General features: G+C 40.6%; 21 protein-coding genes and 1 pseudogene. 8 read left to right on the forward strand and 14 right to left on the reverse strand.

Annotation, left to right across the window (positions count from 1 at the left end; translation table 11 throughout):
- Positions 1 to 12 precede the first annotated feature (12 nt).
- The gene (locus tag V7K35_RS20230) at positions 13 to 1893 is read right to left on the reverse strand and encodes a caspase family protein (RefSeq protein ID WP_335080989.1); all 1881 of its coding nucleotides are present in this window, start codon (positions 1891 to 1893) and stop codon (positions 13 to 15) included.
- 198 nt (positions 1894 to 2091) lie between these two features.
- Between V7K35_RS20230 and V7K35_RS20235 the strand changes: the two genes are divergently transcribed.
- From V7K35_RS20235 to V7K35_RS20245, 3 genes are all read left to right on the forward strand, one after another.
- Positions 2092 to 2583 (forward strand): hypothetical protein, encoded by a 492-nt coding sequence (locus V7K35_RS20235; RefSeq protein WP_335080991.1) that lies wholly within the window; start codon positions 2092 to 2094, stop codon positions 2581 to 2583.
- 168 nt (positions 2584 to 2751) lie between these two features.
- Positions 2752 to 2925, forward strand: coding sequence for a 50S ribosomal protein L32 (gene rpmF / locus V7K35_RS20240; protein WP_334797080.1), 174 nt, complete (start codon positions 2752 to 2754; stop codon positions 2923 to 2925).
- 312 nt (positions 2926 to 3237) lie between these two features.
- A complete protein-coding gene (locus tag V7K35_RS20245; RefSeq protein WP_335080993.1) occupies positions 3238 to 3843 on the forward strand; it encodes a sulfite oxidase-like oxidoreductase in 606 nt (201 codons plus the stop codon).
- A gap of 69 nt (positions 3844 to 3912) precedes the next feature.
- Here the strand turns inward: V7K35_RS20245 and V7K35_RS20250 are convergent, their stop codons facing one another.
- A complete protein-coding gene (locus V7K35_RS20250) occupies positions 3913 to 5292 on the reverse strand; it encodes an aldehyde dehydrogenase (RefSeq protein ID WP_335080995.1) in 1380 nt (459 codons plus the stop codon).
- A gap of 192 nt (positions 5293 to 5484) precedes the next feature.
- Positions 5485 to 6624, reverse strand: a complete 1140-nt coding sequence (locus tag V7K35_RS20255) for a hybrid sensor histidine kinase/response regulator (RefSeq protein ID WP_335080997.1) — start codon at positions 6622 to 6624, stop codon at positions 5485 to 5487.
- A 187-nt stretch (positions 6625 to 6811) separates the two neighbouring features.
- On the opposite strand from V7K35_RS20255, the gene V7K35_RS20260 reads away from it, so the two are divergent.
- From V7K35_RS20260 to V7K35_RS20270, 3 genes are all read left to right on the forward strand, one after another.
- A complete protein-coding gene (locus V7K35_RS20260; RefSeq protein ID WP_335080999.1) occupies positions 6812 to 7156 on the forward strand; it encodes a CU044_2847 family protein in 345 nt (114 codons plus the stop codon).
- Positions 7157 to 7165: 9 nt separating this feature from the next.
- Positions 7166 to 8731: an AAA-like domain-containing protein gene (locus V7K35_RS20265; protein WP_335081001.1), complete on the forward strand. Its 1566-nt coding sequence runs from the start codon at positions 7166 to 7168 to the stop codon at positions 8729 to 8731.
- Between the two features lie 99 nt (positions 8732 to 8830).
- Positions 8831 to 11518 carry an ABC transporter substrate-binding protein gene (locus tag V7K35_RS20270; protein ID WP_335081003.1) on the forward strand — a complete coding sequence of 896 codons (2688 nt, stop codon included), beginning with the start codon at positions 8831 to 8833 and terminating at the stop codon, positions 11516 to 11518.
- 37 nt (positions 11519 to 11555) lie between these two features.
- Here the strand turns inward: V7K35_RS20270 and V7K35_RS20275 are convergent, their stop codons facing one another.
- Positions 11556 to 11732, reverse strand: coding sequence for a hypothetical protein (locus V7K35_RS20275; protein WP_335081005.1), 177 nt, complete (start codon positions 11730 to 11732; stop codon positions 11556 to 11558).
- A 35-nt stretch (positions 11733 to 11767) separates the two neighbouring features.
- Positions 11768 to 13483: an urease subunit alpha gene (ureC, locus tag V7K35_RS20280; RefSeq protein ID WP_335081007.1), complete on the reverse strand. Its 1716-nt coding sequence runs from the start codon at positions 13481 to 13483 to the stop codon at positions 11768 to 11770.
- Positions 13484 to 13712: 229 nt separating this feature from the next.
- Between ureC and V7K35_RS20285 the strand changes: the two genes are divergently transcribed.
- Positions 13713 to 13925, forward strand: a complete 213-nt coding sequence (locus tag V7K35_RS20285; protein WP_335081009.1) for a hypothetical protein — start codon at positions 13713 to 13715, stop codon at positions 13923 to 13925.
- 5 nt (positions 13926 to 13930) lie between these two features.
- Positions 13931 to 14344 carry a hypothetical protein gene (locus tag V7K35_RS20290; RefSeq protein WP_335081011.1) on the forward strand — a complete coding sequence of 138 codons (414 nt, stop codon included), beginning with the start codon at positions 13931 to 13933 and terminating at the stop codon, positions 14342 to 14344.
- Between the two features lie 45 nt (positions 14345 to 14389).
- Here the strand turns inward: V7K35_RS20290 and V7K35_RS20295 are convergent, their stop codons facing one another.
- The 9 genes and pseudogenes from V7K35_RS20295 to groL form a co-directional block, all read right to left on the reverse strand.
- Positions 14390 to 14695: an urease subunit beta gene (locus V7K35_RS20295; protein WP_335081013.1), complete on the reverse strand. Its 306-nt coding sequence runs from the start codon at positions 14693 to 14695 to the stop codon at positions 14390 to 14392.
- A 14-nt stretch (positions 14696 to 14709) separates the two neighbouring features.
- A complete protein-coding gene (ureA, locus tag V7K35_RS20300; protein ID WP_196520369.1) occupies positions 14710 to 15012 on the reverse strand; it encodes an urease subunit gamma in 303 nt (100 codons plus the stop codon).
- A gap of 42 nt (positions 15013 to 15054) precedes the next feature.
- Positions 15055 to 15891, reverse strand: coding sequence for an urease accessory protein UreD (locus tag V7K35_RS20305; RefSeq protein WP_335081015.1), 837 nt, complete (start codon positions 15889 to 15891; stop codon positions 15055 to 15057).
- Positions 15892 to 16148: 257 nt separating this feature from the next.
- The gene (locus V7K35_RS20310; protein ID WP_335081017.1) at positions 16149 to 17252 is read right to left on the reverse strand and encodes a photosystem II assembly protein; all 1104 of its coding nucleotides are present in this window, start codon (positions 17250 to 17252) and stop codon (positions 16149 to 16151) included.
- Positions 17245 to 18183, reverse strand: coding sequence for an SPL family radical SAM protein (locus V7K35_RS20315; RefSeq protein WP_335081019.1), 939 nt, complete (start codon positions 18181 to 18183; stop codon positions 17245 to 17247). Before V7K35_RS20315 ends, V7K35_RS20310 begins: the two co-directional genes overlap by 8 nt.
- Positions 18184 to 18498: 315 nt before the next feature.
- Positions 18499 to 18807, reverse strand: a complete 309-nt coding sequence (locus V7K35_RS20320) for a hypothetical protein (RefSeq protein ID WP_335081021.1) — start codon at positions 18805 to 18807, stop codon at positions 18499 to 18501.
- Positions 18808 to 18918: 111 nt separating this feature from the next.
- Entirely contained in the window at positions 18919 to 19572 is a 654-nt protein-coding gene (locus V7K35_RS20325) for a ParA family protein (RefSeq protein ID WP_335081023.1), read from the reverse strand.
- A gap of 178 nt (positions 19573 to 19750) precedes the next feature.
- Positions 19751 to 20068 (reverse strand): annotated as a pseudogene (locus V7K35_RS20330) (DUF4351 domain-containing protein); the annotation flags it as partial.
- Between the two features lie 77 nt (positions 20069 to 20145).
- Positions 20146 to 21780, reverse strand: coding sequence for a chaperonin GroEL (gene groL, locus V7K35_RS20335; protein ID WP_335081025.1), 1635 nt, complete (start codon positions 21778 to 21780; stop codon positions 20146 to 20148).
- Positions 21781 to 21935 lie beyond the last annotated feature (155 nt).

A 21935-nucleotide genomic window follows, 5' to 3' on the forward strand; every position in this document is an offset into this window, starting at 1 on the left:
ACTATTTTTTTACTATTTTTTTTGCCATTTTTGGATGACATCCTGAGCATCTTCGTAAGTGGCTGTCTCCTCTGGTACTAAAGCAGCGGTCGCAATTGCGGCATTGCTGTCTCCTTCGGCGGCGCGACGCTTGGCCAGGTCTAAAATTTTCTCACTCCATTTATTGATCGATTTTTGGGCAGTATCGAAGCCTGGTTGATCTGATGGTACTTTCTTAGCAACTTCGATCGCCCGATTGTAGGTAGATGCCTGTTCAGACTTAATTAAGGCATTAGCTGCATCTAAAAGAGTTTTGTTAGTCACATACTGCTTACCCTCTAGCCGCCACAGGTTGATTGATGCTTGTGCTTTGGCATAGAGGGCTTCATCTTTGGTGATTAATCGTGCAGCAGCAATAGCACTAGCATACTGTCTTTGTTTAGCACGACCCTCTGCTAAATCTAGAATCATCCGACTCCAAATCTTAATATTCTCCTGAGCTTGCTCGTACAGTGGTTCACCGGGTTGAATTTTTTGGGCTGTAGCTATCGCCAAGCTCAAATCGCTAGCCTGAGTTTGTCTGAGCGACATTTTGGCCAAGTCTAATACTGCTTGATTTCGCTTTTTCGACTCGGAACTAGAAATTATTTGGGCGCTAGATTGGTTTTTGAGTCTAACTGTTGGAGTGCGAGCGTTTGGTAAATTCTGGATAACCTGGCGATCGCTAGCAGTAGCATTAGGTGATGTGTTTGATATTTGCTTAATTCTAAAAGTTTCTTGATTACGGAGAAAAACTACGGCCATTAAACCTGCTACCAGCAGGCTACCTCCGCCCCACAAGATAAACTGTTTCCAAAAAGGGATACTTGGCTGATTCGATGGCAATCGAGAGACGTAACCTTTGGAGGAATTGGGGATAAATCTTCCCCTTGTATTCACTCCTAAAGAAGTTTCCGGCATTGGCTGGGAAACTAAGCTAGTAGCTGACTCCTGGACTGGTTGATTCTTAGACTTCTCCACCTTGTGAGCCTTCACCTGTTGGGAGGAGTTCACAGTAGCTTCTCCCCATCTGCCCCGCTCTGCGGAAGTTTTAGGGTAATCGTCCAGGGGAGGAGCCGCAAGGGCAACAGCAAAGGATTCTTCTGGATAAATCACCGGATTTGCTTCAAAGTCGCTTTCCATTGCCAATTGTGGCAAGATTACCTGCGGTCTTGATGGAATGATCGTGGCAGGGTTTTGGACAGGACGCCAGTGGTGTTGACATAATTTTGGCATCAGCAGACTTAGGTAGCTTTCTAAATCTGCCAAGTTGCTGCCATTACCAGAACGCAAAGCTTCTAATAAAGCTGCTGTAAAGAATCCGTGACCTAGTTCGCTACTTTCATGGGAAAATTGCTCTGGTTGGCAAGAAAGAATTGTAGCGAGTTGTAGTTCTTGGGCTAGTTCTATTGTTTCTTCGCCAACGGGAGCATCTGCTTGGGTACCAAAAGCGCGGTTGATATCGAGCAGTAACAATACATTCATCTCAACAAGTTGGAGACTTTGCATTAGCGATCGCAATTCTATGCCAGTCTCTTGTACGAGTTCGGGGTTACCTTCCACTGGCATTAAATAATCTTTGCCCTTGTAGTTGACCCCATAACCGCTAAAAAATAACCATAGATAATCTTCTGGTTGCCAACTTGTCGCTGCCAAATCCTCAAGCAGCAGCAAAATATTCTCCTTAGTTGGGTAAGTTGACCTATCCTCAATAGGCGGCGAAGTATCTGTCATGACTAGACAGTGTTTGGAGACAAAACCTCCTTCTGTCACCAAAAAATCCTCTAGTGCCTCAGCATCTGCTTGGGCACAACTTAAAGGTTGAAATAACTGATATTGATTGATGCCAATCGCGATCGCCCAGTAATTTGCCATCCCGCTCTTTGTCAGTTATTGTTTGCTGGTCTTAAAATTGCGGTCAGCTTTGCCAAAAAAACAAAGCTAACCGATGTTTTCTGTCTAGGTGATTCTGATCGAATCTTAAGTTAAAATGTAATTTTTATTACGTCAATAGACCGGAAAATACTTTCACCTAATTTCAATAACAGATCATCACTAAGGAGATAGAAGGTCATGAGCAAGATTTCTGCTCACCTACCATCATCGATCACTCCCTTTTCAGTTATTAGTCAAATTGCCAGAAGAATCCGGATAGTTCCTTTAATAGTTTTGCTCATATCTACCGTTCCTGCGTGGTTTTTAATGGAAGCGATCGCACCTCAGGTTGTGCGAGCTTACACCGCTAGAGTTGATCTAACTATTGACCGCCTGCCGGAAGAAAACTATGAAACCGTTCTCCGGAAAGCGGAAGCAGCCGCTAGGGCAGCTGCTCAACGAAGTTTCGACCAAGATATCTTGGTGACAGATGTTTCAATCATTGTGACCGTACAAAATTATGGCGCGATCGCACCAGTCCTGACATTAGAAGTCAGTCGTCCTCAATGGCGATCGCGCCCCGATGCTCAAAATTGGGCCACTTACTTCAAAACTGCGCGATCATTACTTTTCTTTGAAAATAGCTCTAATCCAGTTCCAGCAGCTAGCGGTGTGTCAACCCAAAAATGACGGATTGAGTTAGACACAAAGAGGTCACTCTTAGAATTTCCTCTGTCTGTGCCAGCGTCTTTGTGTTCTACTTCAGTCTCAACCTCTCAATTCAACTTACCTGTTGTCCTTGTCGTCAGTGGATGGCCTAGAATAAGAAGGTTGTCAAGAATCGCGATATCTGCTGACATGGCTGTTCCTAAGAAGAAAACTTCCAAATCAAAACGAGATAAACGTCGAGCTACCTGGAGGCACAAAGCCGTCGTCGAAGCTCAGAAAGCCCTATCTATGGGCAAGTCAATTTTGACTGGACGTTCTACATTTGTGTATCCAACTGCTGAAGAAGAGGAAGAAGAATCATAATTCCCCAGTCAGGAAAAGCATGAACAGCACCCAAAGATTATGATTGGCAATTAAATAACCAATCAAGCTTCTTACCACTGGATAAACGCTTTTTCTTAGCTTTTCTGATTGCATTATGGATTATAGATCCTCTACACAAGCTGATTGAATCGAGAAAAGTTGGTAGTGAGTAATTGGGAACATCCATTACCCATTACCGATCATTCATGAGTAATGATCAAGTAATTATATAAAGAGTAAAACATCTGGTGCTGTTGGCAACTCAGCAAAAAAGCTTGTAAATACCTTGAGAAAACTTATTTCTCTCCAACTATGCTAGGAAAATTTTTTCAGAAACCAGGAAAGGAAGAGGGGGAACGTGTCCCTCCTGGTCAACACTTAGCTAAAGGTTTTCCCGTATTAACTTACGGTGCAACTCCCCAAGTCAGCATTGAGGAATGGGAGTTTCGAGTTTGGGGTTTAGCAAAATCTGCTACCTTTAGTTGGTCAGATTTTATGGCGCTACCTCAACACGAATTCACAGCAGACTTCCACTGTGTAACGCGCTGGTCTAAACTCGATGTCAAATGGACTGGCATAAAAATGACAGATTTTATGGGTCTGATTGAGCTAGACCCCAAAGTAGCCCACGTTATGGAACACTGCTACGGCGGCTACACTACCAATATTTCTGTAGAAGATTTTATGCGCGAAGAAAACTTCTTTGCCTTTAAAGTCTTTGGTGAAGACCTTCCAGCTGAACATGGTGGGCCGATGCGGCTAGTTGTGCCCCACCTCTACGCTTGGAAAAGTGCTAAATGGATTAATGGTTTAGAGTTTTTAGCTGGTGAAGAACTTGGTTTTTGGGAGCGTAATGGCTACCATCGCCGTGGTGAACCTTGGGCTGAGGAGCGTTACAGTAACGCTTTTGGGTTTTAAGAGTTAGGAGTTATTCAATTTTGAATTTTAGATTTTCCTTCAATCCAAAATTCAAATAACTCATAACTTTTAACCCAGAAGTTTCTTGATTAGCGGCAATTTGCCCTCATAGGGAGCATATCGCCATTTTAAATCTAGCCAAAATGAGTTTTGCAACACACTTTTGTGATGGGAAAAGGTGTCAAAACTAGCTTTGCCGTGATAGTTGCCAATACCGCTATCTCCCACACCACCAAATGGTAAAGACGAGACACCAAACTGCATTATTGTGTCATTGATACAGACTCCACCAGATGAGGTTTCCTGCAAAACTCGCTTTTGCAGGTTTTTGTTTTGAGAAAATAAGTATAGCGCCAAGGGTTTAGGTCTAGAGTTAATCAAGGCAATCGCTTCGGTAATATCAGTATATTCAATAATGGGTAGAATGGGGCCAAAAATTTCTTCCTGCATTAAAGAATCTTCTAAAGCGACATTATCAATCACTGTGGGAGCGATATAACGCTCTGAAGGTTGATTTTCTCCACCAATGATAACTTCCCCATCTTTGAGAAAGTTAACCAATCTATCAAAGTGTTTTTGACTAATAATTCTAGCGTAATCAGGACTGGTTACAGGATTATCGCCATAAAATTCTTTTAGGCATTTTTTCATCCCATCTATTAAATCTTTTTTGATTTTTTTATCAACTAAAAGATAGTCAGGAGCGATACAAGTTTGTCCAGCATTAATAAATTTACCCCAAGTAATTCGTCTAACAGTGTGTTCAAGATTAATGTCAGTATCTACAATACAAGGACTTTTACCACCCAATTCTAAAGTAACTGGTGTGAGATATTTGGCCGCTGCTGCCATGATGATTTTGCCGATGGCTGTGCCACCAGTAAAAAAGATATGATCAAACTTTTCTGCTAGTAGTTTTTGACTTTTTTCAACGCCTCCTTCAACTACTGCAATATAAGCTTGGTCAAAATGTTGGGCAAAAATTTCAGTGATGATATGGGAGGTATGAGAAGCAATTTCTGAAGGTTTGATAATTGCACAATTACCAGCTGCGATCGCACCTATTAACGGTGAGATAATTAAGTTAAATGGATAGTTCCAAGGGCCGATAATTAAGACAACCCCTAACGGTTCTGGATAAATTCGGGCTGAGTAGGAAAAAAAATCCCAGGAAACCGCTGCTTTTTTGGGCTTACTCCAGTTTTGAAGATGTTTTATGGCGTAATCTATTTCCTTAATTACGCCGATTTCTAGGTAACTCTCCACTTCTGGTTTACGTAAATCCGCTTGTAATGCCTCGACTATTGACTGTTCATGCTCAATAATTGCTTGTTTGAGATTTTTAAGTTGTTCAATGCGAAAAGTGACATCTTTAGTTTTGCCAGTTTGAAAAAACTCTCGTTGATTCTGGATAATATTGCCAACGTTAGATAATTCAGTGGTAATCATTTTTTTTACTGTCAAAAAGTATTTGTTTAATGTTAGCGCTGCTAGATCAGCATATTTGATTCATCAGATTTAAGGATTTGATTTCTAATTGGAATAATTAATTTAAATTATTGGTAGAGAGTAGTAAAGTTATAAATTATGAATTATCATGGTAAAAATTTGAGAATTCATAATTTATAATTGCTAATTTTTTCATGCTTTGGTGGGTAGAAGGACAATAAATACACTACCTTTCGCTAACTCCGAATTAAGCAGAATGATGCCTTGATGTGCTTCAACAATTCTCCGAGCAAGGTATAGTCCTAAGCCACTACCAGAAGTCTTATGGTTGCCTTGGCGAAATCGTTCAAATATGGTGGCTTGTTCTTCAAGGGGAATACCTGGGCCAGTATCCGCTATCTCAATACTAATATATTCAACGGAATTAGATTTTTCCGAAAATTGAGATTGGCTACTTTTGTCTAACTGGCGTTGAGAAGTAAGACGAATAGTCACAGACCCAGAGTCGGTAAATTTGATCGCATTCCCGATAAGATTTGTGAATAGACGATGCAATTCTAAGCGATCGCCCATCACTGTATTTGACTCTTCAGTAAAATCTAAATTTAGCGACAGTGTTTTGTCTTGAGCTAGAGGTGCTAATTCTCCAGTCACTTCCTCTAGCAATCCGCTCAGATTAACTGGTTGAAACGCCAAAGTTTTGCGACCGGCTTCAAAACGATAAACTTCCAATAAGGTATTGACCATAGAAAGCAGGTTGATATTGCTACGGGCCATGATGGCGATTACTTCCTGCATTTGTGATGATAATGCTCCTAAAGCGCCTTGCTGAAATAGGATTAACATGCGATCGGCTGCCACTAAGGGAGTACGTAAATCGTGGGTGAGACGGGAGACAAAATCTTCTCGCTGACGGGCAATTTCATCACGTTCATCCATACTATGCTTCAAGCGCAGGAGCGATCGCACTCGTGCCAGCAATTCATCTACAGTTACAGGTTTGCGGATAAAATCATCAGCACCCAAGTCTAAACCGTGGGCGACGTTAGGCGCATCGTGGGCAGTGATCAGCAATATGGGGATGTATTGCGGCAATTTCATCTCTCCCCGAATGTGCTTGGTGACTTCGTACCCATCCATACCTGGCATCATCAGATCCAGCAGAACCAAGTCACAAGGAGAAGCTTTTAATTCTGCCAAGGCCGAAATCCCATTTTCTGCGGTGCTGATCGTGTAACCCTCTTCCTCCAAAATAGTTTTGATCAAAAATACGTTATCAGGAGAGTCATCAACAACCAGAATTTTGTCAGAGCGAGAAGATTGAGAAGTCATATAGATGCAAGGTACGGGATAAAAGTAAATTTTTAGGAAAACTGGTTTATTTGGTATAGTTTTTTTAGATATCACCCTTAGATATACTTTCTTTGAAGAAAAATTGTTTACCTAGAAATTTATATAAATTTACTTTCAAAACAACTTTACTTACCTTTTTCAGATATAGCCACTAGTTAATTAAATTATGGTTCGTAAACTTCTAGAACTGAATACAGAAGATGGCGGCACGATTTTGGTAGCAGTTGAGCTACCAGATGCATCAGTAGGTCGTGTATCGCTCACTGGTGAGTTACCTATAGAAAAAGTAGAGGCTAACTTCGATGCAGTTAAGGAATTGATTGTTCGCGGGTGTCGCCCAATTACAAAGGCGTTTCGTACCTTGCAGCAAGAATCGCAACCTGTAAGCGGAGAAGTTGAGTTTGGAGTAAATTTTACCGCCAAAGGCTCGGTTTATGTGGTTGAATCCACTGGGCAGGCATCACTGAAGGTGAAAATAACTTGGAAACTGGCACTCGAAGAAAACAAGTAATAAATTTTCATGAATTGGGAATTAGTTAAAGCTTGTACCGTGGCGATCGCTACTTCAGAAGGTTGCATCCAAGGCACGGGCTTTTTTATCTCACCCAAAGGACATTTACTCACCTGCGCCCATGTAGTTGAGTCGGTAGGGGGTTGGGAAGAAGTGCGAGTCAATGGGCAAGAGGTTGAGTTGGTTTATTTAGGCGATCGCACCCGCGATGATTTCGCCATATTGCAATTATCCGGTTATCAAGGCAACGCTGTACCTCTATCGCTAATCTTTGAGCCAAAGAATCAATTCCTGTCTATTGGCTATGGGCGTTTGGACTTTCCAGAAGGAGGGACAATTGAGGGCAATATCACTGATGCTAACCGTCATTCAGGTTTTAGTAACTTATTAATGTTGCGGTTGCGGGTAATGGCAGACTCGCAACAAATCATCGGTGGCTATAGTGGTTCCCCTGTATTTGATATTCAAGTTCAAGCGGTAGTTGGGATGATTGCTGCTTACGACAATACCCAAGGGGGACTGGCTGTACCACTGACGACAGTTCAAGAATATTGGTCTGATTTGACAGGGTTGCTAGATCCAGAACCATCCCCAGAACTGGAATTTCCGTTTTTCGAGCAGGCTTTTTATGATGATTGCTACAAGGTGGTAAAGAGTCCAGGGGGATTAATTCGGTTGAGAGCGCCTTTGCAATGGGGCAAAACCTACTTAATGTACCAGATTCTGGATTATGGGAAGAAGCAAGACTATAAAGCAGTACGTGTTGATTTTCAAGAGCCAGAAACAACAGTGTTCAGTTCGCTGAAACATTTCTTACAGTGGCTTTCTAGCAGCATAGCCGAGGAATTGAAGATACCAGATAACCTGGCTGAGAATTGGAAAGGTACACTAAGTGCGAACAAAGACTGTACAAACTACTTTGAACAATATTTGTTGCCAGCAATCAATAGTCCCCTAATTTTAGGATTAGATAACGTTGATGTAATTTTCTCCCATCAGATCGCTCGTGACTTTCTTCCCTTATTACGCTCTTGGTATGAGAAGGGCAGAAATAACACTATTTGGCAAAAATTACGGTTAATTATTGCTTACTCCAAAGAAGATTTTATTCCTATAGATAAACATAAATCGCCCTTCAATGTGGGGAAGGGTATCGAAATACCAGAGTTAAATCAGCTACAGGTGCAAAATTTAGCACAACGCCTCCAACTCCCTTGGAATGGAGAAGAAGTTACTCGATTAATGGCGATGGTTGGTGGGCATCCTTGGCTGGTGAAAGAGGCACTGTATAAAATTGCACGACGCGAACTGGCGTTAGAAGAACTATTGGAAATTGCTCCCACTGAAGAAGGTTTATACAGCGACTACCTGCTGTGCCATTGGTCAATCTTGCAGGATAATCCAGAACTTCTGAAAGCCATGAAGCAAGTAGTTGCTGCCAATAGCCCAGTTAGAATAGACGCTGAGAAAGCATCTAAGTTACGCAATATGAGACTTGTGAAATACACAGGCAATAATGTTCTGCCTTTGTGTAATTTGTATCGCCTATATTTTTGCGATCGCTTAAATGTATAGTGATGATTTCAAATTCCCCGAAATTTGCCCCAGTACCTATTTGCAAGTTGACAGAGGAGACGGAGAATGATTAGTGTGCAACTGCATTGGACATAACTCATGAATCCATCGCCTAACCCAAACTACGAATACCAAGTTGGGGGTACTTTACCTTCAGATTCTCTTACCTACGTTACCCGGCAGGCAGATGACGACTTATACAAAAAGTTGAAGGCGGGGGAATTCTGTTATGTCCTGAATTCGCGGCAGATGGGTAAATCGAGTTTGCGGGTAAGAACCATGCAAAGGTTGCAGCAAGAAGGAATTGCTTGTGCTGAGATTGATATTACTGCGATCGGCACTCAGGATGTCACCCCCGATCAATGGTATGCAGGTGTAATTGACAGTCTGGTTAAGAGTCTAAAACTAAACGATAATTTTGATTTAGAAAGTTGGTGGAGGGTGCAAAGATTACTGCCTCCATTGCGGCGATTGGGCAAGTTTCTTGAAGAAGAGATGCTAGCTGCTATTCCTAAAAAAATTGTCATTTTTGTTGATGAAATCGATAGCGTTCTCAGCCTGAATTTTTCAACTGAGGATTTTTTCGCTTTGATTCGAGCCTGCCATAACCAACGTGCTGATAAACCAGAATATAAACGCCTGACATTTTGTCTTTTAGGAGTAGCAACTCCCTCTGATTTGATTCAAGATAAACAGCGTACACCTTTTAATATTGGTCAAGCAATTGAACTCAAAGGTTTTGATCTAGATGAAGCAGAGCCTTTAGCTAAAGGATTAGTAGGTAAAGTCAGTAATACCCAAGAAAAGCTAAAAGAGGTTTTGGAATGGACTGGTGGGCAACCTTTTCTTACCCAAAAGCTTTGTCAATTTATTTTAGATGATGAGCAAAGATTATCTGTAGAAGAATTAATGCGATCGCGGATTATCCAAAATTGGCAATCTCAGGATGATCCAGAGCATTTGAGGACAATACGCGATCGGATTTTCAGTAATAAGCAACCTGCGGATCTGTTGCTTGAATTATGTGACCAAATTTTACGAAAAGGAGAAATTGAAGAAGATAACAGTCCGGGGCAAATAGAATTGCGCTTATCGGGATTGGTAGTTAAACAAAATGGCAAGTTAAGAGTTTATAATCGCATTTATGAGTGTGTTTTTAATAACAAGTGGGTTAATGAGGCGTTAGCAAATTTGAGACCTTATGCAAAGGAATTAGAAGCATGGCTAGAGTCTAATCGTCAGAATAAATCGCATCTCTTACACGGGCAGAAATTACGACAAGCTCAAGCATGGGCAGAAAATAAACAGTTGCTTGTAGAAGATTATCAGTTTTTATATGCTAGCCAAGAATCGGCAACACGAAAGCAGCAGCGCCTTGTCTCAATGCTTGCTCCAATAATACTAGTTTCAATTTCATTACTTGGGTGGTTATACTGGAAATCGCTACAAAAACCTCAGTTTGTTAACAATGAGCCAGTCCCAACACCGTCAATAACGAAACTACCAGAACAACATCTAGTATCACCATTCCTTAGTGAAGGCGAACGTACTTTGTTTAGTGGAAGTGAAAATCCAAGTCGCGCTCAGGGTTTTAAAGCTTTTCAAGACAAAATATATACTGATGCTGTTAATTATTTTCAAAAAGCTAGACAAGCCTTTCCTTTTGACCCAGAGTTGCGAATTTATTACAACAATGCTAAAGCATATCAACAAGGTAATCCACTTACTCTGGCAGTGGTTTTACCAAATACTAATAAAGAATCAAATATTTCTCAAGAACTATTGCGAGGAGTTGCACAGGCACAAGATAAATTTTACAGTTTAGGTGGAGTAAATCAGCGATTTTTAAATATAGTAATTGCTAATGATGGCAACGATCAAACTCAAGCTCAAAAAGTTGCTGGAGAGCTAATTAAAAACCAAAATGTTCTAGGAGTTATTGGACACTATACTAGTCCAAGTAGTCAAGCGGCACTATCTAAATATGAAAGCGCTGATATAGCAATGATATCTCCTGGGAGTACAATTACCTCGCTAAATAGCAAAGTATTTTTTAGAACAGTACTTTCTACTAATGTAAATGCTGGGAAGTTAGCAGGTTATGCTAGGAATCAGGGCTATAAAAGAGTAGTTATTTTTTACAATCCTAATGATAGTTATAGTAAGAACGTAAAAGAACAGTTTGAAAGCTTATTTAAAGATAAGAATGAGGAAGTTATACGTACTATAGATTTGGCTAATGCTTCATTGGATACATCTGCCGAAATTCAAAAAATTAATCAAGAAGATAAAGCAGATGCAATTGTTCTGTTTCCGAATACAGAGTTAACTTCTGTGGCACTTGCAATTGCCAGCGCTCAAGGTAGCAAAAAATTGCCTCTGCTAGGAGGAAATTCTTTGTACAATCCAGACACTTTGAAATCAGGTGGAGGCGCTTTTGAAGGTTTGGTTATATCTGTAGATTGGTTTGCAGAAGAGCAAAACTCAACAAAATCAACAAAATTTGCAGAGGACGCTAAGGGAATGTGGGGAGGACGGATTAGCTGGCGCACAGCTACAGCTTATGATGCAACTCAGGCTTTTATTAAAGCTATATCTATGTCTAACAATCCCACACATCAAACGGTTTTAAAAAATCTCAAATATCGAGATTTTTCTCTTCCACCAAACGAAACTTCAGGGTATACACTTCGTTTTAATGATAAAGGCGATCGCCAACAAGAACCTGTTCTTGTCAAAGTAGTTGAAGGCAACGACGGTCTGTTTAAATTTGAACAAGTTAAGTAACGAAGAAATTTATCGTAACTCAAAAATAAGCGATCGCTCATTCTCCAGATGTGATATTATCTAAAACTTGCTGGAATTCTGCTGTGGAAGGAATTGCGATCGCGCTTTTGAGAAGTATTTTGAGTACAGATGGTTCTTCTATCCCATTGATAACTTTCACAATAAAGCTTGGCACTTCTCCAAATCGTGTTTCGAGAACTGCAATTCTTTTCAAGGACTATCGTAATCAGTAGATTGCTCGGTTATAAATTAAAACAAAAAGTACCTTTGTGCCATTGGTAAAACTGTCGCAGGTTCACAAATCAGCAACTCACTATCTGCCCTGACTTCATAGGTTTCTGGATCAACTTCAATGTGGGGTAGTGCATCATTCAGCTTCATATCCCGCTTACTCAATTGGCGTGTCCCAGAAACTGCAACAGCTGCCTTTTGTAAACCTAGCTGGCTGGGAATTTCTTTCTCTAAAGCTGCTTGGGAAACAAAAGTTAATGATGTGGCATGACGCGCACCTGCAAAGCTACCAAACATCGGTCGCATATGCACTGGTTGCGGTGTGGGAATACTGGCGTTGGCATCGCCCATTTGCGACCATGCAATCATTCCGCCTTTAATTACTATCTCTGGCTTCACGCCAAAAAATGCGGGACGCCACAAACATAAATCTGCTAATTTTCCCTCTTCCACTGAACCCACATATTGAGCAATTCCGTGAGCGATCGCTGGGTTGATAGTATACTTAGCAACATATCTTTTTGCCCTAAAGTTGTCTGCCTGTTGCTCAGTTCCTTGTGGGTTAAGAGTTCCCCGTTGCACCTTCATTTTGTGAGATGTCTGCCAAGTACGAATTATCACTTCGCCTACTCTTCCCATTGCCTGGGAATCAGAAGAAATCATGCTAAATGCGCCTAAGTCGTGCAAAATGTCTTCAGCAGCAATGGTTTCCCGACGGATGCGAGATTCGGCAAAAGCGACATCTTCAGCGATCGCTGGGTCGAGGTGATGGCATACCATCAACATATCCAGGTGTTCGTCTAAGGTGTTGAGGGTGTAAGGACGTGTGGGATTAGTAGAAGATGGCAGAACATTGGCTTGGCCGCAAACTTTGATGATATCTGGTGCGTGTCCTCCGCCTGCGCCTTCAGTGTGGTAGGTGTGGATGGTACGATTCTTGAAAGCAGCGATCGTATCTTCAACGAATCCGGCTTCGTTCAAGGTATCAGTATGAATCGCTACTTGCACATCATAAGCATCGGCAACGCTGAGGCAAGTATCAATTGCTGCGGGTGTGGTTCCCCAGTCTTCATGTAGTTTCAACCCCATTGCACCTGCGGCTACTTGTTCTACAAGTCCTTGGGGTTGACTGGCGTTACCTTTACCCAAAAATCCTAAGTTGACGGGAAAAGCATCAGCAGCTTGCAGCATTCGGTAAATATTCCAAGGGCCTGGGGTACAGGTAGTGGCGTTTGTACCTGTGGCGGGGCCAGTACCGCCGCCGATCATGGTGGTAATACCAGAAGCGATCGCCACTTCAATCTGTTGGGGGCAAATAAAATGAATATGGGCATCAATACCGCCAGCAGTGAGAATCATTCCTTCACCAGCTAAGGCTTCAGTTCCGGGGCCAATAATAATATCTACATTATTTTGAATATAAGGATTTCCGGCTTTACCAATTTTGAAAATTTTGCCATCTTTAATGGCAATATCTGCTTTGACAATACCCCACCAATCGAGGATTAAAGCATTAGTAATTACTAAATCTACAGCACCATCGGCGTTAGAAATGGGGGATTGTCCCATCCCATCTCGGATGACTTTACCGCCGCCGAATTTTACTTCATCGCCGTAGGTAGTGAAATCTTGTTCAACTTCAATAAATAATTCTGTGTCTGCAAGTCGGATGCGATCGCCTACTGTTGGGCCATAGGTTTCGGCGTAGGCGCGGCGATCCATTCTGTAACTCATAATGCACTTTTAGTAATCGAGGTTAAAATCGAGTTTAAACGCAAAGTGACGCAAAAATATAAAGGCGCTGGGAATCACTGTGCGTCTTTAAAATTTTGCCTGAAATTTCATATTTAAAATCAGCTAGTTTCGTAGTGACTGCTTTTAAAGCTAAGTGTTCGTATTTTCTCCACAACTCGAATAATTTAGGTTTATGCTGTGAATGAGGATTCTTGGAGGCTTAGACAAAATGACCCTAGCAGACATAATTCCTATAGCTCGAAAGCTTTCTCCGTCAGAAAAACTCAAGCTGATTCACGTCCTTGCAGAAGATTTAGATACAGTTGAGGATATTTCTCCATTGGAACCCTTTAAAACCTACGATTTACCTACTCCTTATAATAGCTTCGGGGCTGGTGCAGTTCTAATGGAAGCAGTCCAACAAAAGGATTCCAGTGATTAAGCTGTATGCGGTTCAATTATTCCACTACAAGTTCCACCCAAAACAAATTTGATAGCTTACCTAGAATCCCCCTAGTTTTAATTCGAGAAAATCACAGGATAGAAGCAAATGGTTTAGTTGATAGCGGTGCTACTGTCAATGTTATGCCCTATGAGCTAGGGCTTCAGTTGGGTGGGATTTGGGATGAGCCTAAAGCTATCATTCAATTGGCAGGAAATCTTAGCACTCAACCTGCGATGCCTTTTTTCGCAAGGGCTGAAATCAGTGATTTTACACCAGTAGAGTTAGTATTTGCGTGGGTGGGTAGTCTTTATGCTCCCTTAATTCTTGGACAAACTAATTTTTTTTGGAATTCGATGTTTGTTTTTATCGTTCCAAATTGGAGTTGGAAATTAAACCTATTCAATAAGCTTTTTTAAACGCAAAGGGACGCTAAGGGAAGCGCAGAGGTTCGCGGAGGGTTTTTAGAGGTTTCCGTTAATTTTGGCGTTGAAGCCGTAGACTTGGCGAGTACCAACGAGGGGGATTAGAGTTATTTCTTTTTCGTCGCCTGGTTCAAAGCGAACTGCGGTTCCTGCGGGGATATCGAGGCGCATTCCTCGCGCTTGTTCTCTGTCAAAGTTTAAGGCAGCGTTGACTTCATAAAAGTGATAATGGGAACCTACTTGTATGGGGCGATCGCCTGTATTTGATACTTGCAATTTTATAGTTGGACGACCAACATTTAGCTCAATTTCACCTTCTGGTGTGATAATTTCCCCAGGAATCATAATAAATTTAAAAGTTAACGAATTGGATTATGTACTGTAACTAACTTTGTACCATCAGGAAAAGTTGCTTCTACCTGTACTTCATGTACCATTTCTGATATCCCTTCCATGACATCATCTCGCGTTAATAGTGTTGTACCATAACTCATTAATTCAGCTACAGTTTGTCCATCTCTCGCCCCTTCTAAAATAGCAGCAGAAATATAAGCGATCGCTTCAGGATAATTCAGTTTTAAACCCCTTCCTTTACGTCTTTCTGCTAATAAAGCAGCAGTAAAAATTAGTAGCTTATCTTTTTCCTGCGGCGTAAGTTGCATTCTTATTTTCCTCTTGGCGTTCTTGGCGTCTTGGCGGTTCGTTCAAACCTGCCAAACTCTTGGTATACAATTACCACGATTCAAAAAAGAAACTCGCAGCAACTGCCAAACATCAATAAACCAGTTTCTCACTTCAGATGTAGAAGCACCGCGATATCGACACAATAATCCATGTTGTAACCTGCTAACACCCACTTCTCCCTCCCCATCCCATAAATTTCGCATTTTTTCGACAATTTCTGCTGAAACTACACCACCAACCCAAACTAGACTACCGACGATTGGTTTTCCAGCCAAGCCGTGGGGACTGTGAAAAATATCTTCGCTACCCCGTAACCATTGCCGATCAATCCATAAGGGAATACCTTGTTGCCAAATTTCCGTATGCGATCGCCATTCTCCTTGCAAGAATTTTTCTCCTCTAGCACTGCGACCAAATCGGGTAATTTCCCACCCCAACCAACTAGCCCCGGTTGCTAATTCTACCCGTAAATCTTGCCGATAAATCGCACCGTTAAATAAAATTGTCTCTTGCGGCAACCATTCTAAACAAGCACCAACGTCAACTTGCATTTGGATGGTTTGTCTAGCTTGTAAGCCGTTACTGCGATATATCTTGCTTGCAGCAGCTGTAGTGATTAAAGCTTGGGCTTGGGGTTGGAGGTGGATGTTAGACGATAAGCGATCGCCTCCCACCATTCCCCCAGCCGTGTGTAAAATGACGCTATGACAAATTTCCCCTTCTGGGTAAAATGGGCGTTGTACCTTCAGGGGCGCTTGTTGGTGATTGTAAATTAACTGGGTTTTACCCTGGCGATCGGCATAGACTAAATTAAGTTTGCCATGCCAACCTTCTGCTATTTGCGGATTGCAGGTCATTTATAAATTCAACTTTAAAGTTCACATACTTTATATTTATTTAATACATTCTCTGCTACTTTTCCTGCAATTTATCATGATTTTTTCGCCAAGATTACATAATCATCTAATGCATAATTTTACTGATGCTTCTGACCAAAATACTGTTGCAGTATTGGACTCATATACACTTTTTTTGGTAATTTGTCTTGAGCAAACTTAGCAAATTCAGCACTGGGCAAAGATGTTCTTGAACCTGTTGAGGTAAGATATCTATATCAGACTAACTTTAATCCCAATTCTGCCAGAAATTTCTCCACTACATTTTTTTCGTGTTCTTGATTTTCAAGTTGATGAACATCGTATATTTTGAATAACTTCTTATCTTGCAAAATTAGTAAAATATAGCCTGAATTTTTTAAGCTAGTGGCAAATATTTGTTTGTAAGTATTATTTGCTTCAACCCTTTTTGCTTTATCTATAAAGAAGCAGTGGAAAATTACGATAAAGTCGAAAAACTCTTTGGGTAGATTATTCGATTGAGTTTCCCAACTAAAAATATCAGTAGTAACAAAGCGAAAGTAAGCATTTACTGTGGTTAGACGCGACTCTATATATCGTCGCCAAAACTGAAGTCCACGAAACTGGAAAGCATCTTGTTTTTCTAAAGAGTAGTAAGATATGTGCATTTGCGGGATATTAAAAAAACCGCTACTACTTTGGAGAAATAAAGCTAAACCATAAGCAACTGTTCCTGGCCCTGCTGCAATATCAAGGATATTAACCTTACTTGGTAGTAAAGCATCCTGATAAATGAGAAACCAAGCTAAATATATGCAATATACATTTTCTAAAAAATACTTCATAAAGTAGACATGAGGGGTTAGACTAAAACGGTAGTCTGGGTCTTGTCCAATTTTTAAGTTATTAATATCTTCAAGAGCATCTTCAAGCTTAATAAATAACTTTTTATCATGAATCTTACTAAATTCTTCTTTGAGATATTCAACTAGCGTTGATTCAAAATTATCAAAAATACGTTGATCAATATTAGTAGATTGCAGTTTATATTCATCGTGTTGTATTAAATTAAAAACTTTATAGATATATTTAACAAATTCCTCATCTGGCATTAATATGAGATTAGCTTTTTCCTGGGATACTTCTGTTAGTTGTTTACCTAAAATTTCTGTTTGTCGTTTGTATTCTTGGGAATAACGTTCAAGTTGAAGTTTATCCCTAAATAGTTTTTCTAACCATGAGAATGTTGCACCTGATTTTTGAATCTCTTGCAATAGTTGGACTGCACGTGGGATATCCCCGCGTTTTAAAGATAATTTTAACTGCTGACTTCCCCACCAATTTACGATAGGATTATTCATAACCAAATCCCTCTTTCCCTTCCATAATTTCTACACCTGGAAGCCGAGAAACTAATTTTTCCTTAAATTTCATATAGCTTAATTTCTCATCTTCATACCACCAAGCGTATTTTTGCTTAATTTTTTCAGCTTCTTGGCGAGTTGATGCCATAAGAGAACGACTCTGGCTTGGATGAAAAGCTTGAATTACAACTCTATCAGCGATGGCTAATTTGTCAATAAAAGTAGCTTCATCAGTTGCTAAAGTAGGAAGTAGAGGGGTAATAGTGATAGAAATTTTGGGAAGAAAACCTTTGAAATAATCAATACTTTGTTTAATTTTAGTGATAGCATTTAATCTGGCTTTAATACTGGGCGATCGCGGTTCAAAATCTTTTCTCACTAATTCGCTACCAGTGGGAATGCTCATATTAATTCGCAATCGCTTAAATCGTTGTAAATAATCAATATCTCTAGTAATAATTGGGCTACGAGTTTGAATCACCAAAGTTGGAGTTGGATAACCATCAATCCCCACATCTAGCATTACCTCCAACAACCGACGAGTCAGTTGATGTTTAGACTCAAGTGGTTGATAAGGATCAGTAACACTACTCATGTATATACTAGGAGGAATCTGGGGATTTTTTTCATACCATTTTTTTAATTCTTTGGCTAAAATCTCAGCAGCATTTTCTTTAAAAATTACCCATTTACCCCAGTCTTGGCGCATTTGAGCATTAGGGGTAAATGCAGCAGCATAGCAATAACTACAACCGTATTGACATCCTCTGTAAGGATTTAAAGTAAAATCATAATTACCAATAAAACCAGTAGCTTTTGTTAAGAGTGATTTAGCATTTTGTGCAAAAACATTGACATCTCCAAACTTTTCTCGGACTAATTTGGTAGGAGTGCATTCGCAATAACCTTCATATTTTGGTTGTGCCATGTGAATCTTGATATTTATTGAGAGTCAATTAACACACCCTACTTCTTATAATTCCCATTTTTATTTCTAAATGCTCTGTCAGAAAATAGGGTAAGGGAGTTATTTCAGGATTAATTTGGCTCATAGGTTTTTATGTAAAAGTAGAATATCGTGCGATCGCTGTAGTTCAGAAAAGCGATACAATAAGAATTAAAGTGGTACGCGATCACCTCTCAAAGTCTATGCCAAATCAATAAACCATGTAGACAAAATCACAGTCCTTATGAAAACGTTGATACAAAGCCTGCAAATAAATATAGATGTAAATTTATTTTTTTAAATACAGTGCTTAATTACTCTATCAGCTATTGTTAGAAAGCTATTCTTTAATGCCTGGATTTGATCTAATTGGTTTGGCGACCATTGCACTCGATCTTGAAGATTTCTTACTGGTTCCATTCGATCTAGTGTTGCGATAGGGCAGTTTAGCCACATACTATTTTGTACAAGAATGTTCATATCTTCTATTCCACCTAGCTGGAAATATTTAAAGGAGGTGTTTTTCAAAACAGAAGGATGTTCCTTTATTTTATTTTCTAGTGTTTCTACAAGTTCTTTAACCTTCTGTATAATCTGTAGTCCCATTGCGTTATCTGCTGCAATTATTTTCTTATTTGTCTCATCTTTAGGCTTTCTTGTGTCATATCCATTGAAAACCCAACCTGCAAATACAGGTTTACCAAGATTTATATATTTTTAAGTATGAGGGTTATTAGTGTCATGTAGTTGACATCCTATTTGCCATTCCTTAATAAACCTTGGTAATGTTTCTCCTATTAGTCCAACACAATACGAACAAAAAATATCAGATGTACAAGGAACAATAAAATAGTTAGAAGAATATAGTGCAGTTCTAACCAAATTATTAAATGAGGGTGGTAAGTCAATTAATACGTAATCATACTCCTTACTTTCGGTACTATTAGCTTCTTGTATTAGCCTGCTTATTATTGAATATTTTTCAAGCCCATTACCAGTGAGTAAATCCGACCCAACACTTAGTGATTCTGAATAGACATTCAACCAAGCATCACTAGCAATTAAATCAACATTATTGCTAGTTCTGTGTCCTTTATGTTTATATAACTGTAATGTACCTTCATTTTGTAAAAACCTTTGTAAATATGCTCTTCTAGTAGTTCCATAAGGATTTTCTGGGCTTGGTAAAATATTTGTAAATCGATCACCTAACATTGCTATTGAAAGATTTGATTGGGGATCAAAATCTATTAACAGCACTTTTTTGCCTCTTCGTGCAAGCGCATCTCCTAAATTCCATGTAATTATAGTTTTCCCAACACCGCCTTTATTGTTAAAAATTGAAATCACTTTAGTTTTATTGCTAGTCATATTTTCTACTCTAATCTAGTGTTTTGTACCTGATTATACTTGTTATATTAAAGATGCGTCAATTTCTCCAAAATGCTGATTTAGTCGATATCGGGTTATAGTTTATTAACCTAGTTTTATTGCTGCAAAATATCTTGATAAATTACAGACTATTTAATAATATCCTTCTGGAAAAATTTTAGTCTCTCTTCTGCTGCTCTAACCAAGCTACTAAATCATCAACTTCCGAAAAATCCAACAATGCCTCTCCCAACTCCTCTAACTGTTCAGCAGATAAATTCCGAACCTGCTCAACTAATGATCCATCAATATTACCAAAACGCCGTTTAAGTAGACGACTTATTAATTTAAACGCTTCTTTTTGAACGATATCTTGATAAATTACAGACTCTTTCATAATATCCTCCCGTAAAAATTGCCGAGCCAAATCTTTTTCAAATCGCAAACCCGCCAGAATTTCCACACAACCCGCAATATTTTGTCGCTCCTCGCTATCTAAAGGCAGTTCAAACGAAAAAACAGCCGCCTCCATCAGGAAGCAGCTGTTCTCACAAATTATGTGATTACAAAGTATTAGTAATCGAAGTCTCCGCCGCCAGCGCCAGCGCCAGCAGGAGCGCCATCCTTAGGCTCAGGCTTGTCAACTATGATACATTCGGTTGTCAACACCATACCAGCGATGGAAGCAGCGTTTTGCAGAGCAGAACGAGTCACTTTTGCAGGGTCAACAATACCAGCCTCTAACAAATCGACGAATTCGTTTGTCGCAGCGTTGTAGCCAACACTAAATTCTTTCTCTTTCACGCGTTCAGCGATCACAGCACCATTCTGACCAGCGTTTTCAGCAATCCGCTTCAGAGGTGCGGGTAAGGCGCGAACGACAATCAACGCACCAATCAACTCTTCATCCTTAAGATTGCTCTTTGCCCAAGTTTCCAATTCCGGAGCAAGGTGAGCCAGAGTTGTACCACCGCCAGGAACGATACCTTCTTCCACAGCAGCTTTAGTGGCGTTGATAGCGTCTTCTAGGCGCAGTTTCTTGTCTTTCATCTCGGTTTCGGTGGCTGCACCCACTTTCACCACAGCGACACCACCAGAGAGTTTAGCAAGACGCTCTTGCAGCTTCTCTTTGTCGTAAGAAGATTCGGTTTCGTCGATTTGACGACGAATCTGTTCGACACGAGCCTTAACAGCAGCTTCGTTACCTTCGGCAACAATTGTGGTGCTGTCCTTGGTAATGGTGATCCGGCGAGCTTTACCCAGGCTATCCAGCTTGGTGTTATCTAGCTTCAAACCAGCATCTTCGGTAACTAGTTGACCACCAGTTAAAACGGCGATATCTTCTAGTAGTGCTTTGCGGCGATCGCCAAAGCCAGGAGCCTTAACAGCAGCAACGTTGAGTACACCGCGTAAACGGTTTACTACTAAGGTTGCCAAAGCTTCTTTTTCAATATCTTCGGCAATAATCACCAAAGGACGACCAGCACGAGCTACTTGCTCTAACACTGGTACGAGGTCTTGTACCAAAGCGATTTTCTTATCGGTCAGCAGTAGGAAAGGCTCATCAAAAACCGCTTCCATCCGTTCAGCGTCGGTAGCGAAATAAGGAGAGATGTAGCCTTTATCAAAGCGCATCCCTTCAGTGATTTCCAACTCAGTGAACATAGATTTCCCTTCTTCTAGGGAAATTACGCCTTCTTTGCCCACCTTGTCCATTGCTTGAGCAATCATCTGACCAACTTCTTCGTCATTACCAGCCGAGATCGCACCAACTTGGGCAATGGCTTTGGAATCTTCCACTGGACGGGCGTGTTCAGCAATTTTTTCTACGAGGAAGGCAGTAGCTTTGTCTATACCACGCTTGAGCGAAATCGCATTAGCACCAGCTGCAACGTTCCGCAAGCCTTCTTTGACGATCGCATGAGCTAAAACGGTGGCAGTTGTGGTGCCATCGCCCGCAGCATCGTTGGTTTTAGAAGCAGCTTGACGAATCAAAGCTACGCCAGTGTTTTCAATGTGGTCTTCTAATTCGATTTCTTTGGCGATCGTTACACCGTCATTGACAATTTGCGGTGCGCCAAATTTCTTTTCTAAGACTACGTTACGACCTTTGGGGCCAAGGGTAACAGCTACAGCCTCAGCCAGGATGTCAATGCCTCGCTCTAAGGCGCGACGGGCGTTTTCGTTATAGATAATGCGCTTTGCCATAGGTGTCTAAATCCAGGGATTAGGTCAATTTTTTCTTGAATTGGGTATTAGCGACTGGGGATTGGGGAACTTGGGGTTCCCTCCAGGGATAAGGGGTAATGGGGATTGGGGATTGTTCCCATACGCCATAACCCATACCTGATAACCCATAGCCC

Source organism: Nostoc sp., from assembly GCF_036917275.1.
Classification (GTDB): Bacteria; Cyanobacteriota; Cyanobacteriia; order Cyanobacteriales; family Nostocaceae; genus Nostoc.

Bases quoted from the DNA above. Each gene is read 5' to 3' on its own strand.
- V7K35_RS20305 (WP_335081015.1), bottom strand. From the start codon at position 15,891: ATGACCTGCAATCCGCAAATAGCAGAAGGTTGGCATGGCAAACTTAAT.
- ureC (WP_335081007.1), bottom strand. From the start codon at position 13,483: ATGAGTTACAGAATGGATCGCCGCGCCTACGCCGAAACCTATGGCCCA.
- V7K35_RS20235 (WP_335080991.1), top strand. From the start codon at position 2,092: ATGAGCAAGATTTCTGCTCACCTACCATCATCGATCACTCCCTTTTCA.
- ureA (WP_196520369.1), bottom strand. From the start codon at position 15,012: ATGCAACTTACGCCGCAGGAAAAAGATAAGCTACTAATTTTTACTGCT.
- V7K35_RS20245 (WP_335080993.1), top strand. From the start codon at position 3,238: ATGCTAGGAAAATTTTTTCAGAAACCAGGAAAGGAAGAGGGGGAACGT.
- V7K35_RS20230 (WP_335080989.1), bottom strand. From the start codon at position 1,893: ATGGCAAATTACTGGGCGATCGCGATTGGCATCAATCAATATCAGTTA.
- V7K35_RS20290 (WP_335081011.1), top strand. From the start codon at position 13,931: ATGCGGTTCAATTATTCCACTACAAGTTCCACCCAAAACAAATTTGAT.
- V7K35_RS20285 (WP_335081009.1), top strand. From the start codon at position 13,713: ATGACCCTAGCAGACATAATTCCTATAGCTCGAAAGCTTTCTCCGTCA.
- V7K35_RS20270 (WP_335081003.1), top strand. From the start codon at position 8,831: ATGAATCCATCGCCTAACCCAAACTACGAATACCAAGTTGGGGGTACT.
- V7K35_RS20320 (WP_335081021.1), bottom strand. From the start codon at position 18,807: ATGGGACTACAGATTATACAGAAGGTTAAAGAACTTGTAGAAACACTA.
- V7K35_RS20315 (WP_335081019.1), bottom strand. From the start codon at position 18,183: ATGGCACAACCAAAATATGAAGGTTATTGCGAATGCACTCCTACCAAA.
- V7K35_RS20260 (WP_335080999.1), top strand. From the start codon at position 6,812: ATGGTTCGTAAACTTCTAGAACTGAATACAGAAGATGGCGGCACGATT.
- V7K35_RS20310 (WP_335081017.1), bottom strand. From the start codon at position 17,252: ATGAATAATCCTATCGTAAATTGGTGGGGAAGTCAGCAGTTAAAATTA.
- V7K35_RS20255 (WP_335080997.1), bottom strand. From the start codon at position 6,624: ATGACTTCTCAATCTTCTCGCTCTGACAAAATTCTGGTTGTTGATGAC.
- groL (WP_335081025.1), bottom strand. From the start codon at position 21,780: ATGGCAAAGCGCATTATCTATAACGAAAACGCCCGTCGCGCCTTAGAG.
- V7K35_RS20295 (WP_335081013.1), bottom strand. From the start codon at position 14,695: ATGATTCCTGGGGAAATTATCACACCAGAAGGTGAAATTGAGCTAAAT.
- V7K35_RS20250 (WP_335080995.1), bottom strand. From the start codon at position 5,292: ATGATTACCACTGAATTATCTAACGTTGGCAATATTATCCAGAATCAA.
- rpmF (WP_334797080.1), top strand. From the start codon at position 2,752: ATGGCTGTTCCTAAGAAGAAAACTTCCAAATCAAAACGAGATAAACGT.
- V7K35_RS20265 (WP_335081001.1), top strand. From the start codon at position 7,166: ATGAATTGGGAATTAGTTAAAGCTTGTACCGTGGCGATCGCTACTTCA.
- V7K35_RS20325 (WP_335081023.1), bottom strand. From the start codon at position 19,572: ATGACTAGCAATAAAACTAAAGTGATTTCAATTTTTAACAATAAAGGC.